Source organism: Sporosarcina luteola, assembly GCF_023715585.1.
Taxonomy (GTDB): Bacteria; Bacillota; Bacilli; order Bacillales_A; family Planococcaceae; genus Sporosarcina; species Sporosarcina luteola_D.
On the sequence record NZ_JAMBOK010000002.1, the window covers coordinates 234,754 to 252,349 of the forward strand.

The following is a 17,596-nucleotide window of genomic DNA, read 5'->3' on the forward strand; positions in this document are numbered from 1 at the left end:
GAGTGATTGAATGGAACGCGTATTCATTGATCCGTACGAAATGGAACTGAGACAGGATCCTGATTTCATCGCATCGCTTGAGATGATCGACGAAGGTTCACCTGTCCACTATCCGCAGTATGCGAAAAACAGGAAAGAAACTGCCGGGTTTACTCCAAGAGAATTGCCGCAAGTATATCAATAATAAAGTGAAACTACAGGGCTGTCTCCAATCAAAGGGGACAGCTCTTTTTTGTTTTGCGAGGATTGAAGTTTCAAAATTGAGAAAATAAGGGATAGATAGACAGACAGCATTTTCACTTTAGTGCTTCCGCGGAATAGATAGAGGAGGAATTGTCATGAAGTTAGCACGCAATATTATTATCGCCCTCATTGCCGGTATCATTGTCGGACTGATTCTGAACTTGTTTGCCCCTGGAATTTTCGTATTAGCGGATAAGTTCCTGTTCAAGCCGTTAGGAATTATCTTCCTGAACCTCATGAAGATGCTCGTCATCCCTGTCGTCTTCGTTTCTATCGCGCTTGGAACGATTGGCATAGGTGATCCTAAGAAGTTAGGAAGGATTGGCGGGAAGACGTTAGGGTATTTCCTGGCTACAACCGCTATCGCCATCGTCATTGCCCTTTCCTTGGCCCTCATGCTAAAGCCGGGTGCGGGGGAGAACTTTGATACGTCAGGCGCGAATTATGAAGCTGAAGAAGCGCCGCCTGTCACGGATACATTGTTAGGTATCATCCCAACGAACCCGATCACTGCAATGGCGGAAGGTAATATGCTTCAGATCATCTTCTTTGCGGCCTTGGTAGGATTCGGGATTGCAATGCTCGGCAATCGGGTGGAGCGAGTCACTGAATTGCTGGAGCAGGCTAATGAACTAATCATGTATCTGATCACCTTCGTCATGAAGTTTGCGCCATACGGAGCATTCGGCTTGATTGCCTCAGCGGTCGGCAGTCAAGGGTTCGACGCGTTGCGGGCGATGGGAATGTATATGATTGTTGTCCTAGGCGCTCTTCTTATCCACTCGGTCGTCGTCTACGGCGGCACAGTGTCCTTGCTCGGCAAGCGGAATCCGATCTGGTTTTTCAAGAACTTCTTTCCGGCACAGGTCGTCGCCTTCAGTACGGCGAGTTCCGCGGCAACGCTTCCGATTTCCATGAAAACCGCACAGGAGAGGCTGAAAGTGCCTGAGTCGATCAGCTCTTTCACACAATCTTTAGGCGCAACGATTAACATGGATGGAACGGCTATCATGCAAGGGGCAGCAGTTGTTTTCATTGCCCAAGCCTTTGGCATCGAGCTCTCAATGGGGCAGTTGCTCACTGTCGTCCTCACCGCAGTCCTTGCCAGCATCGGGACGGCCGCCGTGCCGGGCGCAGGGCTGATCATGTTGGCGATGGTTTTGACATCTGTCGGTCTGCCAGTCGAAGGAATTGCACTCGTCTTAGGGGTCGACCGCCTGCTTGATATGGTGCGCACAGCTGTCAACATCACAGGAGATGCAGCATGCGCAGTTGTTGTTGCTCAGACGGAAGGTGTACTTGGCGATCCGGATGATGATCAGGTGAAGGCTAGTACGAAGACCGTCTGATTCCATCAGCAAAAAATAGAATCATTAACTCGGACTGTCCAGAAAAGTCAGTTTAGGCTGATTTTCTGTGACAGTTTTTTGCGTGATAATGAAGGAGCCATAGAGTTATTCTCCGAATTCAATACTTTCCCAAACCTCTTGGAGATCGTCTGTCAGGCTGATTGCATTAAGGTCTTTTGCGGTTATGCTTCCTATCGCTCCTTTACCGCCGAGGTAAAACCGGCTATTAGGTCTCCTTGCTGCGAATGCGTCAAGCTTCTCCAATAAATCCGGCTCTCTATCAAAAGGGATTGTAGTGGAGGCGGATAGGATCACCGTCTTCGGATCCAGCTTTTCTACCAATGCCTCAATGGAGCCGGGCGCAGGAGACGCTCCGACCAATACCGTTCGCCAGCCTTTCAGCATGAACTGCAGCAGCAATATATGAAGCGGAATTTCGTGCTGTTCGTATGGCAGGCATGCCGCAAGTACGAGCGGTGCATCTGGCCGATATTGAGAGTTTCTACGGATCTGTACTAAAAAATCCCGGACGATGAGGCTGGAAACCGACTCTTGGTATTCATCCCACTCCCGTTTTTCCCACCTGCTCCCGACTTCATTCAAAAATGGAATGACGACCTGTTCTAGGAAAGTGGATAATCCCACTTGGTGGTAGGCTTGCTGGAGGGTAAGCGCCAATTCGAGTTCATCGCAGCGATTTCCTTTCTCCAGCAATTGGAGGACAAAATTATTCAGCAATCCTTGCTGGGCTAGTGGTTCTTTGGATGATAGGACGGCATCTCTCTTATCCGACTCCACCATTTGCACAGCTTGACGTATCGGTGTTCCTTGCTCGGAAAGCACTTTGACTTGCAGGAGAAGATTAATATCCTTGTCACTATAAACCCGATAGCCGTTTTCCAACCGTTCAGGGTGGACGATGGAATACCGTTCTTCCCACTTCCGGATGACTTGCTTGGAAAGCCCCGTCATGTCGGCTACTTGTTGTATATAATAACGACTGTTTCTGTCTAATGGAGTCATCCCGATTCCTCCTGGAAGAGTTCTGTTCGTAAAGTATAGCTAATATTATCTTCCTGTACAACGTTGGGCGTACAACCTTGTACAAAAATCTTGTATAATGTTTTTTGTAATACATTATACAATCATTTGACAAAGTGGTTTATCCTCTTCATAATAAAACTACTGTTAGGAAACTATTGGAGGAAATGTGTATGAAATTCATTTGGAAGAATAAGAGGAACGGAACGGGGCGAACTGTTCGAAATGCAGACATACAAGCGGTGATCGAGTTGCAAGCCTACCCCGAACTTAAAAAGCAGCTCGATCTTATTGAATTTACACTTAAAGACTTGGCCATTCTCCATACATACCAACCTATCATCCGAGAACGGATTGATGACATCGTAGCTGTTTTTTATGAGAAGGTATTGTCCGTTCCGTCGCTTCGTAGAATTATTGAAGAACGGACCAATGTTGAGCATTTGAAAAAGGTTTTAAGCGACTATATTGTGGAAATGTTCGAAGGAAGGATTGATGCGGAGGTAATCGGGAAGAAAGTGAGGATCGCTCAGATTCATTTCAATATGGGGGTGGAACCGAAATGGTATATGGGCACTTTCCAACGGATCCAGGAAGTTCTACTTCGCCTGATAACTGAGAATATGGACGCATGGGATGAGCGAATGCAAGCAATGACAGCTGTGTCAAAGCTTATAAACTTTGAAATGCAGATTGTGTTGGAGGAATATGAGAAGAAAAACGAAAAGTTAAGGCAACAGCAATACGACATTGTGAAAACTGAGCTAAAGGGAAAAATATCCTCCATTAGTGAAGACCTTGCCGGACTTACCGAAGAAACAAGTACTTCAATTGACCAAGTGGATGCAAATGCGAATATTATTCGGTCCAGCATCCATTCCAATGTTGAGAATGTGAAAAAGATTCAAGGCTTTGCCGCACTTGGGAATGAGAAGGTGGAACAGTTGGAAGCACAGATTACCTTCATTTCGGGAAGTACTGAAAAGATGGTGAATCTAATCGGAGAGTTAAAAGTTTCTTCAAATGAAATAATAGAGATTATCGCGATGGTGAAACAGATTGCAGAACAGACCAACTTGCTGGCGTTAAATGCATCTATTGAAGCTGCACGAGCGGGGGATGCCGGTAAAGGTTTTGCGGTTGTTGCCCAAGAGGTCCGTAAATTAGCGGAGCAATCCAAACAATCTGTTGAACAGATCACTGAACTTGTCAGCAACTCCACTAGCTTAACGGACCAGGCCGTCGGGACGATTGCTGAAGTACGAGAAAGTGTATCCATTGGAATGAAAGGATCTAAAGAATCAAAAATGAAGTTTATGAAAATCCTGCAAGCCATTGAGGATAATAATGAGCATATCAGCCGGGTTGAAACGGATGTGACGGCGCTTGTCCACGTCATTAAAGAAGTAGGAAGCGATACGAAGAAGGTCGCAGCTGCGGCCGACAGTCTTCATCAAACAGCTTTACAATTATGAGTGACTAGGAGCGTGGAGTATGTTTCTCGCGTGGAATGAAATTAAAAAGAATAAGCTGAGGTTTGTCCTGATCACCGGTGTTCTCATGCTCGTCGCTTATCTCGTATTCTTCCTATCCGGACTCGCGACAGGCTTGAAGGATCTGAATAGGGAATCAGTCGATAAATGGAAGGCATCAGCAATTATTTTGACGGAGGAATCTGATAAGAGTCTTTATCAGTCCTCCATGTTCCTCGATCAGGTTGAAGAAGTGAACGCTGATGAAACCGCGGTAATCGGACAGCTGAACGCGATTGCCGGGAATGGCAGCCAAAAGAAGAATGTCTCGCTCTTTGGAATTCGAAAAGAAGAATTCCTCATGCCGGAAGTAACTGAAGGCAAGCCGTTTGCAGGAGAGAATGAAGTGATTGCGGATGATTCATTAAAAGAGGAAGGGTTCAGCCTTGGAGATGAACTCTCTTTATCATCATCTGAAGAGAAATTGACAATTGTCGGCTTCACCGACAAGGCAAGGTTCAATGCGGCACCTGTCCTCTATGCAGATCTCGAAACGTTTCATATGGTGAAATATGGAGAGGGTGCAGATGCAAACAATGATCGCATCAATGGGATTGTCATTCGTAATGGAGAAGGCGACGTCATTCAAGACGATGCATTGCAAGTCATTGAAATAGAAGACTTCATACAAAATTTACCCGGCTACACAGAGCAGAATATGACATTGACATTCATGATTTATTTCCTATTCGCAATATCGGCAGTGATTGTAGCCATTTTCCTTTACGTCTTAACAGTCCAGAAAATCAGTATGTTCGGTGTGATGAAAGCGCAAGGGATTTCGAGTTTTTACTTGTCCAAATCCGTCATTGCACAAACCTTCCTATTAGCGGCGATCGGTGTCATCATCGGAATGGCATTGACGTTGACGACAGGGGCATTCCTGCCGGCAGCAGTCCCCGTCTCATTCGATCTGCCGACGATGTTGATCTACGGCGCAGTTCTTATTGCAGTTGCCATTGCGGGAGCCCTGTTTTCCGTACTGACGATCGTCCGGATAGATCCATTGAAAGCGATTGGAGGATGAATGATGACTACTGTACTCGAGTTAAAACAAGTGACAAAGACATTTGGAAGCGGACATAAAAAGGTGGAAGCGCTGAAGAATACGGAATTCAAGGCAGACCGTGGAGAATTGATTGCGATTATCGGTCCATCCGGATCCGGAAAGAGCACATTTCTAACACTCGTTGGAGGCTTGCTTACCCCAACTTCCGGGGATGTCATCCTGAATGGACAGAATATCACAAAGATGAGCGAAAAAGAACGATCGCAAATACGGTTGAACGAGATCGGATTCATCCTGCAAGCTTCAAATTTAATACCGTTCCTGACGGTGGCGAAGCAGATGAAGCTATTAAACAAAGTGAAAAAGGGCAATATGAGTGTTGGAGAGATGGAACAGCTTTATGAGGATTTGGGCATCGGCGATCTGCGGGGCAAATATCCGTCAGACTTGTCGGGGGGCGAGCGCCAGCGTGTCGCCATCGCAAAAGCGTTATATAGCAATCCATCGATCGTCTTGGCTGATGAACCGACTGCATCTCTTGACTCCGACCGTGCGTACGAAGTGATGGAATTATTGAAGCGGGAAACGAAAAGTAAAAAGACAACGAGCATCGTGGTAACGCATGACACACGTCTGACCGACTATTGCGATAAAGTTTATTATATGACCGATGGAGTTCTAAAACTGCAAGAAGAGAATTGACTCCTGTCATGAAGGATGAGATAGATGAAACGAACGATTGTATGGTTTCGAAGGGATTTTCGACTGCACGATAACCCTGCTCTATGGGAGGCGGCGAAAGAAGGAATCGTCATTCCTGTCTTCATTTGGTCTGATGAAGATATGCGGGAATATACGGAAAGTGAAGCCTCCTCATGGTGGCTCTATCATTCAGTGGCAACTCTTGAAAAAGGGCTTCAGGCACATGGCTTGAAGCTCTTTATTAAATCAGGGGATGAGTTTGATGTGCTTGTCGATATGATGGAAGAAGCGGATGCGGAAGCCGTTTATTTCAATGAACGTTATGAGCCTGCCGAACGGAGCAAAGGGAAGAGGATTACGGCGCAGCTCGAATCGATTGGGATGGAGGTCCGGTCATTTCACGGACAGCTTCTATTCAATCCCGACCTAGTGAATAAACAAGGCGCACCTTATAAAGTGTTCACTTCCTTTTGGAAGAGGTGCATGCAGGAGGATGTAGAGCGCCCGCTTCCTGTTCCAGAGGGGATGAAAGGAATAGAGCAGGAAATTAAAACGCTTAGCTTAACTTCATTATGTATCGTGGACAAGAACCCATGGCATCAGAAATTCCATGAGCATTGGAACCCTGGTGAACAAGCGGCCATTGAACAATGGGAACAATTCTCGGATGATGGCATGTTTTATTATGGGACGGAGAGGGATCTGATCTCAAGTGGCACCTCCTCCATGCTCTCTCCGTACATTGCTGCAGGCAACATCAGTGTAAAGGCGATGTGGCATTCTGCAAAAGGCATTTATGAGGAAGTACAGGGAATGTCAGTTCAATCGATTGATACGTTTCTCAAACAGCTTGTATGGCGTGAATTTGCTTACCACCAACTCATCCACTTTCCGGACATCACCCGGCTCCCGTTGCGAAAACAATTTGCGGAGTTCCCTTGGGTAGGTACGGATGAGCAGCTCGTGAAATGGAAGAGGGGGCAGACGGGCTATCCGCTCGTCGATGCAGGCATGCGGGAACTTTGGGAGACGGGTGTCATGCATAACCGTGTACGAATGGTGACCGCCTCGTTTCTAGTCAAGCATCTGCTGATCCCGTGGCAAGAGGGTTACGACTGGTTCAAGCATACTCTCCTCGATTTTGACACCGCCAACAATGCAATGGGATGGCAGTGGGTAACTGGATGCGGCATTGACGCCGCCCCTTACTTTAGAATTTTCAACCCGTTCCTGCAAAGCGAAAAGTTTGACCCGGATGGCGAGTATATACGGAAATGGGTGCCGGAGCTTTCCGGTCTGCAAGCCCCGTATATCCACAGACCGTGGGAAGCGCATGACTCTGTTCTCGAGGAGGCGGGCATTCAAATCGGCATGACCTATCCTTCACCGATTGTCGATCATGCTACCGCCAGAAAACGAGCATTAGAAGCTCTTCAACAAGTAAAAAGGAAATAAATATGCTGAAAAGGCAAAGACAAGCACATAGAACAAATGACTAGTGAATTTTTCCGTCCATGGTCGCTCGCCCGTATGTCCCGTCCATTCTTACATGTAATAGATAGAGGGGGGTGAGTGAAGATGATGATGTACCATGGACACTGTGGAGGACATTGTGGAGGGCGCTGCGGAGGAACTTGCGGAATGAACCAAATGTTTCCAATGAACCAATTGCAACCAATCGTATGCCCGACACAATGTCGTTTCAACGACCAATTCTTCCCGGTAGAACAACCGTATATTCATCCGATTGTCAACGTCAATAGGACGCATCCTGTTATCACGCCGCGTCACTATTTTACGGAGACAACGGAAAACGTAATGGGCGCACCAGTATTTCCTGGTCAAGGGCCAGGTTTCGGTAGAAGGGGCAGAGGCTTCTTCGGCTTCGGGAGAAGAGGGTTTTAATAGCAAAACCGCTGTCACCGGCGTCGAGCACATCGACAAAGGGACAGCTTTTTTGTTTTTGAATCGCGTCGGTGGAAAAAAGCTGATACATAAATCTCTCCGCGCTCAAGAAATGGCGTCCGCGCTCAAGAATAGATGTCCCGTGCTCAAACTGGTGCTTTCCGCGCCCAAAGTGGTGCTTTCCGCGCCTAAAGCGGTGCCATCCGCGCTCAAAGTGGTGCTCTCCGCGCCCAAAGCGCCGCCTCTCACCGCCAAACCCCAACAAAAAAAGCCGCCCCGCATAGGAGGCGACTTCAATCTTCAATCTACATTAAAATACCTTGCGTCCGGATGCGCAAATACGATTGCTGACACCGATGCTTCCGGTTCCATCATATATTCCTCCGTCAAATGCACGCCGATGTCTTCCGGCTTCAGCAAACCGAACAGTTTTGCCTGGTCTTCGAGGTTTGGACAAGCAGGATAGCCGAACGAAAAGCGCTGGCCTTGGTATTTGGCCGCGAACCGGTCGCGCATCGTAAAGTCAGTTGCGTCCGGGAATCCCCATTGATCACGGATTTCCTGATGGACACGCTCCGCGAACCCTTCCGCGAGTTCTAGCGCCGTCGCTTGGAACGCATGGCTTTCAAGGAATTTCCCTTCCGCTTTCAACTGATTTGCAAAATCACGCACACCATGTCCTGCCGTCACTTGCATGAATGCGACATAGTCCATTTCACCGCTATCGACCGTCTTCAAATAGTCGGCGAGGCAAAGGAACGGCTCCTTGCTTTGACGAGGGAATGTGAAACGCTCAATCTCCGTCTTCGCATCAATCGGATCATAAATGATTACATCATCACCATCCGCCTGTGCGGGGAAGAACTGATACAGGCCCGAAGCGGACAGATGGCCCGACTCCAAAAAGCCCGTTACCATTTCATGGAGCTGCACCGCACGCTCCTCGCGATTCGTAAGCATTTTGTCGACATTGCCGCGCAATCCCAAATGATGCCCGATCAGCGTCCGCATATTGACATAAGGATATAAATGCGAAACGGAATAATCTCTCAAAACCCGCCTGCGCAAATCGGATGGCACGAAAACAGGCGCATCTTCCCGCACCGTCTTCACTGGCCTCGGCAACACGGCAACCGCCGTGTCCCGCGTCGCACGGATCGCCTCCGTCTCAAGGCGCTTTTCCTGTTTCTCAACAAGTTCATTCAACAGAGCCTCTTTATCTCCGCCTTGCAATCGATTCGCAAGTTCTAACCCTTGCATTGCGTCCTTCGCGTAGATGACAGGTCCATCATATTCCGCCGCAATCTTCGTCTCCGTAAATCTACGTGTCAACGCAGCTCCTCCAACCATGACTGGCGTATCAATGCCCGCCGCTTTGAAGTCCTGCGCGGTGATCACCATTTGTTGCGCCGACTTCACAAGCAATCCGGACAATCCGATAATGTCCGGCTTCTCCTTGCGAATAACATCAATCAACGTCGCCGGTGTCACCTTAATACCGATGTCGATGACACGGTACCCGTTATTGCTCAAAATGATATCGACAAGGTTTTTCCCGATATCATGGACATCCCCTTTGACTGTCGCCAAAATGATCTTCCCTTTACCGGAATCGTCCTCTTTCTTCTCCATGAACTGCTCGAGGAATGAAACCGAAGCCTTCATCACTTCTGCGCTTTGCAACACTTCCGCTACGATCAGCTGGTTATCATTGAACAGCCGGCCGACTTCCGACATTCCTTCCATCAACGGTCCGTTAATGACTTCGAGCGGTGAGTCATACATCTTAAGCGCAGCTTCAAGGTCAGGAATTAAACCTTCCTTCGTCCCTTCGACGACATAATACGCGAGCCGTTCAGGGACTGTCTTCGGAATATCGTCCTCAGTCTTCTCCTTCTTTTTATCCCTGTAGAAATCCGTGAAATCCGCAAGCGTCTGGTCCGTCGTCGTGAACAACAGATCATTCGCTAGCTTGATTTCATTCTCAGGAATGGAAGCATACCGTTCCAACTTCTCTGTATTGACGATCGCGTAATCGAGTCCTGCCTGGGTACAATGATACAAGTACACCGCGTTCAGCACTTCCCGGCCGACAGGGGGCAGCCCGAAGGAGACGTTGCTGACACCTAGCGTCGTCAAACAACGAGGCATTTTTTCCTTAATCAGCCGAATGCCTTCGATCGTTTCGACCGCCGACCCGATGTATTGCGCATCACCTGTTCCGACAGGGAATACGAGTGGATCGAAAATGATGTCTTCAGGAGCGATTCCCCATTTGTTCACAAGCAGATCATAGGAACGTTCCGCAACTTCGAGCTTCCGTTCGCGCGACACGGCCATTCCGATTTCATCGATCGTCCCGACGACAACAGCTGCGCCAAACTTTTTCACGAGAGGAAGGACCGCATCGAATCGTTCTTCTCCATCCTCCAAGTTGATGGAGTTGATGATTGCTTTTCCTTGGGAGAATTTCAATGCCTCTTCAATGACATTCTCGTCCGTCGAGTCGATGACAAGAGGCACTTTCACCTTCTTGACGACTTCCTGCATAAACTTTTTCATGTCTTCAAGCTCATCCCGATCTGGATTTGCAAGGCAGATATCCAGCACATGGGCTCCGCCACGAACTTGTGCACGTGCAACTTCTGCAGCCTCTTCGAATTTTTCTTCGACAATCAGCCGTTTGAACTTCCTTGACCCGATGACATTTGTTCGCTCACCAATCAACAGTGGACGCATCGATGGTTCATACAATAACGGTTCGATGCCAGAAACGGCGTGTTCGTGCCCGCCTTCAGGTTTCTGGCGCGGGGCGAGACCATCCACCGCTTCGCGAAGCGCACGGATATGGGCAGGCGTCGTTCCGCAACAGCCACCGACCATATTCAGCCATCCTTTTTCCGCAAATCCTTTCAGCTTCAAGGATAAGGATTCAGGAGATTCATGATAATGACCTTCCTCGTCCGGCAATCCGGCGTTTGGATAGCAAGTGACAAAGCTTGTCGCCAAATCGGAAAGAGAGCGCAGATGATCGGTCATGAATTCAGGTCCTGTCGCACAGTTCAATCCGACTGATAGCGGCTTGATATGCTCGATTGAAATATAGAAAGCTTCTATGCTTTGACCGGCCAACGTCGTTCCCATCGGCTCAATCGTTCCTGAAATCATGACAGGCAGTTCGATGCCGGTTTCTTCGAAGGCCCGCTTGATTCCAATCGTTCCCGCTTTCACATTGAGCATGTCTTGGCTCGTTTCCATTAATAAAAGATCAGCGCCGCCTTCGATCAATGCTTTCGCCTGTACGTAAAAATCATCCGAAAGCTTATCGAAAGTAATGCCTCCCGTGACGGATAGCGTCTTCGTTGTCGGTCCGATTGCACCGGCGACGAAACGCGGCCACTCTGTTGTCGAGAAATCGGCTGCACACTTTTTCGCGATTTCCACAGCCTTTTTGTTGATTTCAGAAGCCTGATGGCCAAGGCTGAATTCGTCCAGTACGAGGGGGGTGCCCCCGAATGTGTTCGTGCAGATGATATCCGCTCCCGCCTCCAAGTAGGAACGGTGGATCCTGTCCAGAATATCTGGCCGTAAAATGTTCAAGTATTCGTTGCAGCCGTCATATTCCTCTCCGCCGAAATCGTCTTCTGAAAGGTCTTCCGCTTGCAGCATTGTGCCCATCGCTCCGTCTATGATGAGGATTCTGTTTTTCAGTTGTTGTTCGATTGGATGTTTAGGCATGGACAAACTTCCTCTCCTTCTCCGCGTCTAGCTCTTTAATATGGTTGATCAGTTCCAGTGACATGTCATAGCGCAGGAACGGTGTAATGATGTAGATGCCGTTGAATAGCTCCGCTGCCGTGTCGATCAGTTCTTTCGCGATTTTGATGCCTTCCGCGGTCGCTTTTTCGCGGTCTTCGCCGCAGGCAGCCATCCGTTCCAGCACCTCTTCGGATAGCTTGATGCCCGGCACTTCATGGTGCAGGAATTCAGCGTTCCGTATACCCGTAAGCGGCATGATGCCGATGAAAATCGGCGTATCCAGGTGCTTCGTTGCTTCGTATATATCAACAATTTTCTCTTTCGTGTAAACCGGCTGCGTAATGAAATAATCCGCCCCGCATTCGATTTTCTTCTCGAGCCGCTGCACAGCGCGGTCGAGGACGCGGACGTTTGGATTGAAAGCTGCGGCGACCGAAAACTTCGCTTTTTTACGAAGTGGCTTTCCCGTGAAAGAAATCCCCTCGTTCAATTGTTTGATGAGCTGCAGCAACTCCATGCTGGAGACGTCATAGACGCTTGTCGCTCCAGGGAAATCGCCGACCTTTGTCGGATCGCCTGTGACAGCGAGGATATCATGGATTCCGAGCGCGTCGAGCCCCATCAGATGGGATTGCAGGCCGATCAAGTTATGGTCGCGGCACGTTAAGTGGACGAGCGGGCGAACGTGATGCTCATGCTTCAACATGGATCCCATCGCCATATTGCTGATGCGCGGGGATGCGAGGGAATTGTCCGCCAATGTGACGGCATCCACGCCGGCTGCATGCAATTCGTTCGCGCCTACGAAATACTGTTCCGTCTCCAAATGGCGTGGCGTATCGAGTTCCACGATAATTGTCCGTTCTGTTTTCGCTTTGATGTGAAGCGGCTCGTGTTTTGCAGGCTCCGCTTCCCGGATGATGATCGGCTTCTGCGGCGTGACGGTCTTCTCTGTCACGGGCTTCAGTCCAGCCAATTGCTTTTTCGCAGCGGCGATATGCTTCGGCGTCGTTCCGCAGCACCCGCCGATCAGACGTACGCCTTCATCCCGAAGGAGCGCGGCTGCGCGACCGAAATAATCAGCTTCAGACGCATAAACGATCCGACCATCCTCAACATCTAGCAAACTTGCATTTGGTGCGGCGGACAAAAATGCACGGTCCGGTATCGTCACTTTTTCAAATGCCTGGATTGTATGGAAAGGACCTAGCCGGCAATTGACGCCGACGATATCCGCTCCCAGCGTTTCGAGCTGATGAAGCGCGTCATTCAGCTGCATCCCGTTTTGCAATACGCCCGGCTCATCCATTGCGACTTGCGCAATGAGTGGTAGATCCGTCAGTTTCCGCAGCTCGGTGACGACTGTCGACAACTCTTCAAAGTCATAATAGGTTTCCAGCAATAGTCCGTCGGGATTGCCTGAAAGCAAGGCATCAGCCTGCTCGCGTACCATTGTCAGCACTTCGGCAAGCGATGCATCGCTTTTCCGGATGCCGCGCAGCCCTCCGATCGTCCCAAGCACATACTGGTTGCCGGGTGCCGCGGCGCGCTTCGCAATCCGGATCGCCGCCTCGTTGAGTTCCTTTACCCGACTCTCCATTCCGTAACGGGCAAGCTTCAAGGAATTGGCACCATATGTATTCGTCTGGATGACATCCGCTCCTGCGTCGATATATTCCCGGTGGATCTTTTCAATGATTTCCGGCTTCTCAACATTCAATTCCTCATAACTGAAGTCGATGCCATATGAATAAAGCAGCGTTCCCATCGCGCCATCCGCCACCAGTACATTATCTTTCAACCGATCAAGCAACCTCATAAGAAATCATCCTTTCTTCCTTCATATCCCGAACTGCGCTATAAAAACGCATAAATAGCAAAACTGACGCATAAATCCTTACAGATACGCATAACCACGGGCAGACGCGCATAAATCAATAAATCTACGCATACACGTCTCCAAAAACGCATAAATCCATAAACTTACACATAACCACAACTTACCAAGACGAAAAATTTAGACTGCAATGAAAAATAAAAAAGCCTTCGCTAAAAAAGAAGGCTTTCAAGCGAATGCTCGCTCCTTCTCATCTGCCAAGCCGAGTAGGGCCTGCTGGAATTAGCACCTGACCGAAGTCGGCTGGTTGCTGAAGCTTCGACGGGCCAGTCCCTCAGCTTCTCTTGATAAGAAATAAATATGCAGTTGTTTGAATAATTTAAAACATCATATCGTTAAATGTCTGATACGTCAATAGCAGAATTATGATAGAATTGGCATATGAATTTAAAGTAGAAGGTGAATACGTTGAGGATTTTTAAATTTTCCATTCCGATCGCACTTCTTGTCGCCGGGATTTCCTGGTGGATGCTCCATAAAAACTTTCAGGAAGTACCGGGAACCTCCAGAGTGTGGATAACAATAGGGGCAGCAGTCTTAAGCGGAATAATCGCCCATTTTTTATTTCCGAAAAGTGAAGATGAAGAACGCTAATACGAACCGATAGCAGATGATGCTGTCGGTTCTTTTCTATATGATTGGTTAACTTGAAATAAAAACAGGTTGACACAATTTGAGTTAACTTTTATTCTATTTACGATAACTAAAATTATGAGGTGGATTATGACAACAACAGCTACAGTGAAAACTAGAAGTGGGATGAGCGCGCTCAGTCTCGTCTATTGTGGGATGTTTGCAGCATTGATGATGATCGGGGCGAATATTACGTCGTTTGTACCGTTCCTTGTTATAGGGGGAGTTCCGATCACATTGCAAACCTTTTTCGCCATCTTGGCGGGTCTCCTTCTCGGAAGCCGGCTCGGTGCTCTTTCGATGACGGTTTACATGGCGCTCGGCTTGGCGGGCGCGCCGGTTTTCGCGAAATTCCATGGGGGCTTCGGGGCCATTTTGCTTCCGACTTTCGGCTTCATCGTATCCTTTATATTGGTTGCGTACGTTGCGGGGAAAATTGTCGAAAAGAACGGTAGCCTACGCAACTATATTATTGCAGGGCTTATAGGTCTAGTCGTGAACTATGTAGTTGGAACGAACTGGATGTACTTTGCATACAAGCAATGGGCAGCAGCTCCCGAAGCTTTCAGTTATGCGGTTGCTTGGGCATGGATGGTACTGCCGCTGCCGAAAGATATTTTGCTGTCCGTACTTGCGGGGATTTTCGGTCACAGGATGTACAAGGTTCTAAAAGTAAGGCGTGCGCATTGATTTTATGACCAATCGGGCTATCTGCATTGGATTTTTCACCATTGCAGATAGTTTATTGTGGATGTAAGCGCAACTCCCTAAGTTCATCAATAAAGCGGTTCGACTGAAGCGGTCAGCCTCCAAAACAGTTGCTTCTGAAAATACGTCCACGGATCTACATCTAGGGAGGCGACCACTTCGCCATCACCTTTTACGAAAAAGGCGGGCTCTTCCTGCCAGTCAAGGAACTGAAAAACATACATATAGAATAAATTGAAGGCAGCCTCCGGAAATTCGGCGGCTGTCTTTTATGCGTCTTTACGAGCGTTTATGAGTGATTGCAGCGATTTATGCGCAGTTGATAGCATTTAGGCGCATCTGCAGCGCTTTATGGACTTTCCCAGCCGTTTATGAGCATTTCAGGCATTTTATGCGTTTTTGGAAGCTTATACATGTTCTCACCTTGCTTCATTCCGATAATCTTAATACTTTCTCTGCCAAGTCGTATCGATTTTAGTTAACTATCCCATCCTGTACAAATAAGAGGTTATTCAAAAGGACAGACTGCCGGGAGGCGAGAAAGATGACTGTTTGCCCCAATCGCTTTTAAATTTGCATATCAATTGCACGCAGAATGTATTTTCATGTACAATTAAGTCAAAGATAGTCAAAGTCAATGACTTATCACCCGAAGAAAAGAGGTGACATCATGCGAAACATTTCCGACATTATTGAAGGATATTTAAAGGCCATTATCGAACAAGAAGATAGCGGGACGATTGAAATCAAACGGAGTGAAGTGGCAGAGAAATTTCAGTGCGTGCCTTCGCAGATAAATTATGTCATCAACACACGATTTACCGTGGAACGAGGCTATGCCGTTGAATCGAAGCGAGGCGGCGGAGGCTACATCCGGATTTACCGAGTCCAAACGAATTCGCATAAGGAATTGATCGAACATATTTTAGAAGGAATCCAACAAGGCGCGACATACACGATGGCCGAAGGGATCATCTACAGGCTTCTGAATGAAGAGGTCGTTTCGGAGAGGGAGGCAAGGATCATCCTTGCAGCAGTGGACAGGACGACTCTGCACTACCCATTGCCTGAACGCGACATGATCCGGGGACGGATTTTGCAGGCAATGCTCCAGACGCTTATCTACAGACAGCTTGACTAGAATTCTACGAATACGAGGTGGCAGAAGATGCTATGCGACAATTGCAAAGAACGGCCGGCTTCCGTAATTTTTACCCAGGAGGGAATGGGCGGGTCGTCGGAACGCCATCTATGCGAGAAATGTGCGTTTCAAACACAAATGTTTCATTTTGATCCAAGTCAGGAACCGTTGTCAATCCAACAATTCCTATCGCACTGGTTCAGTGGGAGTGAATCGATACAGCCTTTTCAGCAGTCAAGGGACAGCATGCCGGACGGTCCGACTTGCCCCGACTGCAAGTTGACGTTCAGGAAATTCCTCGACATCGGAAAGTTCGGCTGTCCGACGTGCTATGACACGTTCAGGGGGCAATTGCCGCGCGTCTTCAGCAAGCTCCATAACGGTCACACAACACATGTAGGGAAAATCCCGGATTCCTTCAACGAGCGGTTCGCCTTGAAGAAAAAGGTCGAGGAAATCCGTTCGAAAATGCAGGAAGCGATTGAGATGGAACGATTTGAGGACGCCGCCGCATTGAGGGACGAAGCGAATGCGCTGAAAGAGCGTTTGGCGGAGTGCGGCAATGGAGGTGAAGGCAGCGATGTCGATTAATAAATTTATGAAAGGCGCAGTTACGGGCTGGATGACGTCTCATGGGGAGCACTCGGATATCGTCATGTCGACGAGGATCCGCTTGGCCCGGAATTTAAGGGGATTCAGATTCCCGATCGCGTTCACTGCCGATGAGGCAGAGAAAGTTGACTCGCAAGTTTCGGCCGCCTTGCTTACTTCCGGCGAAAAAGGGTATGCCTATATGAAGATGGCGGAGCTTCCCGGTCTCGAAAGGCAAGTGCTTGTTGAGAAGCATTTGGTCAGTCCTCAATTGACGGACGTGAAGCGGCATGGAGCGGTCATCCTGTCCGAAGACGAGACGCTGAGCATCATGCTGAACGAAGAGGATCATATCCGCATCCAGTGCATCTATCCAGGCTTCCAGTTGGAGAATGCCTATGAGCACGCAGATTCAGTCGACAACTATTTGGAGAATAAACTCCCATACGCCTTCGACGAGGATTTCGGCTACTTGACGAGCTGTCCGTCAAACACAGGTACAGGCATGCGGGCGTCCGTCATGATGCACTTGCCCGCGTTGACAATCACAAAGCAGATCGAGCGCATCATACCGGCAATCGCAAGGCTGGGAATGATTGTCCGGGGAAGCTATGGAGAGGGCAGCGAAGCACCGGGCAACATTTATCAGGTTTCAAATCAGACAACTTTGGGCAAACCGGAGAAAGAGATCCTTGCCGATTTGAAAAATGTAGCACTTCGGCTTATTGCCCATGAAAGGCGCTCTCGAGAAATCCTCCTTTCCAAATCAAGAGTCGCATTGGAAAATAAGCTTTTCCGATCGCTCGGCATCATTTCATATGCAAGACTCCTGCCATCGGGGGAAGCGGCCCGTTGCCTTTCGGATGTCCGTCTTGGCATCGATCTGGGCATCATCGAAGATGTAGATATGTCGATCTTGAATGAACTGATGATCTTCATGCAGCCTGGTTTCCTTCAGCAATATGCTGGAGCGGATCTGACAGCGGAAGAAAGAGATATATTCAGAGCCGATCTGTTCAGGGAACGGCTGCGTTCTGAACAACAAATCAATGAAAATAATAAAGAAAACTGAGCAATACTTTTGCA

16 protein-coding genes and 1 riboswitch are annotated in these 17,596 nt (G+C 48.4%); of the genes, 12 read left to right on the top strand and 4 right to left on the bottom strand.

Annotated features, from left to right (window positions below):
• Positions 1 to 10: 10 nt before the first annotated feature.
• A complete protein-coding gene (locus tag M3193_RS11500; RefSeq protein WP_251627785.1) occupies positions 11 to 184 on the top strand; it encodes a hypothetical protein in 174 nt (57 codons plus the stop codon).
• Positions 185 to 338: 154 nt separating this feature from the next.
• Entirely contained in the window at positions 339 to 1,592 is a 1,254-nt protein-coding gene (locus M3193_RS11505) for a dicarboxylate/amino acid:cation symporter (protein ID WP_251627787.1), read from the top strand.
• 105 nt (positions 1,593 to 1,697) lie between these two features.
• On the opposite strand, the gene M3193_RS11510 is transcribed toward M3193_RS11505, so the two are convergent.
• Entirely contained in the window at positions 1,698 to 2,615 is a 918-nt protein-coding gene (locus tag M3193_RS11510) for a MerR family transcriptional regulator (protein ID WP_251627789.1), read from the bottom strand.
• Between the two features lie 191 nt (positions 2,616 to 2,806).
• Here M3193_RS11510 and M3193_RS11515 point away from each other — a divergent pair, with 191 nt between their 5' ends.
• From M3193_RS11515 to M3193_RS11535, 5 genes are all read left to right on the top strand, one after another.
• Entirely contained in the window at positions 2,807 to 4,108 is a 1,302-nt protein-coding gene (locus M3193_RS11515; RefSeq protein ID WP_251627791.1) for a globin-coupled sensor protein, read from the top strand.
• 19 nt (positions 4,109 to 4,127) lie between these two features.
• A complete protein-coding gene (locus M3193_RS11520) occupies positions 4,128 to 5,192 on the top strand; it encodes an ABC transporter permease (RefSeq protein ID WP_251627793.1) in 1,065 nt (354 codons plus the stop codon).
• 3 nt (positions 5,193 to 5,195) lie between these two features.
• Positions 5,196 to 5,876 carry an ABC transporter ATP-binding protein gene (locus M3193_RS11525; RefSeq protein ID WP_251627795.1) on the top strand — a complete coding sequence of 227 codons (681 nt, stop codon included), beginning with the start codon at positions 5,196 to 5,198 and terminating at the stop codon, positions 5,874 to 5,876.
• 24 nt (positions 5,877 to 5,900) lie between these two features.
• A complete protein-coding gene (locus M3193_RS11530) occupies positions 5,901 to 7,331 on the top strand; it encodes a cryptochrome/photolyase family protein (protein ID WP_251627797.1) in 1,431 nt (476 codons plus the stop codon).
• A gap of 186 nt (positions 7,332 to 7,517) precedes the next feature.
• Entirely contained in the window at positions 7,518 to 7,781 is a 264-nt protein-coding gene (locus M3193_RS11535; protein ID WP_251627800.1) for a hypothetical protein, read from the top strand.
• Between the two features lie 105 nt (positions 7,782 to 7,886).
• Here M3193_RS11535 and M3193_RS11540 read toward each other — a convergent pair whose 3' ends face one another.
• Genes M3193_RS11540 through M3193_RS11550 form a run of 3 tightly spaced genes read right to left on the bottom strand, consistent with a single transcriptional unit; the run spans position 7,887 to position 13,359 of the window.
• Entirely contained in the window at positions 7,887 to 8,030 is a 144-nt protein-coding gene (locus M3193_RS11540) for a hypothetical protein (RefSeq protein WP_251627802.1), read from the bottom strand.
• Between the two features lie 51 nt (positions 8,031 to 8,081).
• Positions 8,082 to 11,519, bottom strand: a complete 3,438-nt coding sequence (gene metH, locus M3193_RS11545) for a methionine synthase (protein WP_251627804.1) — start codon at positions 11,517 to 11,519, stop codon at positions 8,082 to 8,084.
• A complete protein-coding gene (locus tag M3193_RS11550) occupies positions 11,512 to 13,359 on the bottom strand; it encodes a bifunctional homocysteine S-methyltransferase/methylenetetrahydrofolate reductase (protein ID WP_251627806.1) in 1,848 nt (615 codons plus the stop codon). Before M3193_RS11550 ends, metH begins: the two co-directional genes overlap by 8 nt.
• 265 nt (positions 13,360 to 13,624) lie before the next feature.
• Positions 13,625 to 13,731, bottom strand: a riboswitch (SAM riboswitch).
• A gap of 114 nt (positions 13,732 to 13,845) precedes the next feature.
• Between M3193_RS11550 and M3193_RS11555 the strand changes: the two genes are divergently transcribed.
• The 5 genes from M3193_RS11555 (at position 13,846) to M3193_RS11575 (ending at position 17,582) form a co-directional block, all read left to right on the top strand.
• Positions 13,846 to 14,031: a histidine kinase gene (locus tag M3193_RS11555; RefSeq protein ID WP_251627808.1), complete on the top strand. Its 186-nt coding sequence runs from the start codon at positions 13,846 to 13,848 to the stop codon at positions 14,029 to 14,031.
• Positions 14,032 to 14,160: 129 nt separating this feature from the next.
• Positions 14,161 to 14,760 carry a biotin transporter BioY gene (locus tag M3193_RS11560; RefSeq protein ID WP_435372045.1) on the top strand — a complete coding sequence of 200 codons (600 nt, stop codon included), beginning with the start codon at positions 14,161 to 14,163 and terminating at the stop codon, positions 14,758 to 14,760.
• 688 nt (positions 14,761 to 15,448) lie between these two features.
• The gene (locus M3193_RS11565) at positions 15,449 to 15,919 is read left to right on the top strand and encodes a CtsR family transcriptional regulator (protein ID WP_251627817.1); all 471 of its coding nucleotides are present in this window, start codon (positions 15,449 to 15,451) and stop codon (positions 15,917 to 15,919) included.
• A gap of 84 nt (positions 15,920 to 16,003) precedes the next feature.
• Positions 16,004 to 16,510 carry a UvrB/UvrC motif-containing protein gene (locus tag M3193_RS11570; protein WP_251627819.1) on the top strand — a complete coding sequence of 169 codons (507 nt, stop codon included), beginning with the start codon at positions 16,004 to 16,006 and terminating at the stop codon, positions 16,508 to 16,510.
• Entirely contained in the window at positions 16,500 to 17,582 is a 1,083-nt protein-coding gene (locus tag M3193_RS11575; RefSeq protein WP_251627821.1) for a protein arginine kinase, read from the top strand. The genes M3193_RS11570 and M3193_RS11575 overlap by 11 nt, the downstream gene beginning before the upstream one ends.
• Positions 17,583 to 17,596 lie beyond the last annotated feature (14 nt).

Bases quoted from the DNA above. Each gene is read 5' to 3' on its own strand.
- M3193_RS11550 (WP_251627806.1), bottom strand. From the start codon at position 13,359: ATGAGGTTGCTTGATCGGTTGAAAGATAATGTACTGGTGGCGGATGGC.
- M3193_RS11560 (WP_435372045.1), top strand. From the start codon at position 14,161: ATGACAACAACAGCTACAGTGAAAACTAGAAGTGGGATGAGCGCGCTC.
- M3193_RS11505 (WP_251627787.1), top strand. From the start codon at position 339: ATGAAGTTAGCACGCAATATTATTATCGCCCTCATTGCCGGTATCATT.
- metH (WP_251627804.1), bottom strand. From the start codon at position 11,519: ATGCCTAAACATCCAATCGAACAACAACTGAAAAACAGAATCCTCATC.
- M3193_RS11510 (WP_251627789.1), bottom strand. From the start codon at position 2,615: ATGACTCCATTAGACAGAAACAGTCGTTATTATATACAACAAGTAGCC.
- M3193_RS11520 (WP_251627793.1), top strand. From the start codon at position 4,128: ATGTTTCTCGCGTGGAATGAAATTAAAAAGAATAAGCTGAGGTTTGTC.
- M3193_RS11535 (WP_251627800.1), top strand. From the start codon at position 7,518: ATGAACCAAATGTTTCCAATGAACCAATTGCAACCAATCGTATGCCCG.
- M3193_RS11565 (WP_251627817.1), top strand. From the start codon at position 15,449: ATGCGAAACATTTCCGACATTATTGAAGGATATTTAAAGGCCATTATC.
- M3193_RS11575 (WP_251627821.1), top strand. From the start codon at position 16,500: ATGTCGATTAATAAATTTATGAAAGGCGCAGTTACGGGCTGGATGACG.
- M3193_RS11500 (WP_251627785.1), top strand. From the start codon at position 11: ATGGAACGCGTATTCATTGATCCGTACGAAATGGAACTGAGACAGGAT.
- M3193_RS11525 (WP_251627795.1), top strand. From the start codon at position 5,196: ATGACTACTGTACTCGAGTTAAAACAAGTGACAAAGACATTTGGAAGC.
- M3193_RS11570 (WP_251627819.1), top strand. From the start codon at position 16,004: ATGGGCGGGTCGTCGGAACGCCATCTATGCGAGAAATGTGCGTTTCAA.
- M3193_RS11515 (WP_251627791.1), top strand. From the start codon at position 2,807: ATGAAATTCATTTGGAAGAATAAGAGGAACGGAACGGGGCGAACTGTT.
- M3193_RS11530 (WP_251627797.1), top strand. From the start codon at position 5,901: ATGAAACGAACGATTGTATGGTTTCGAAGGGATTTTCGACTGCACGAT.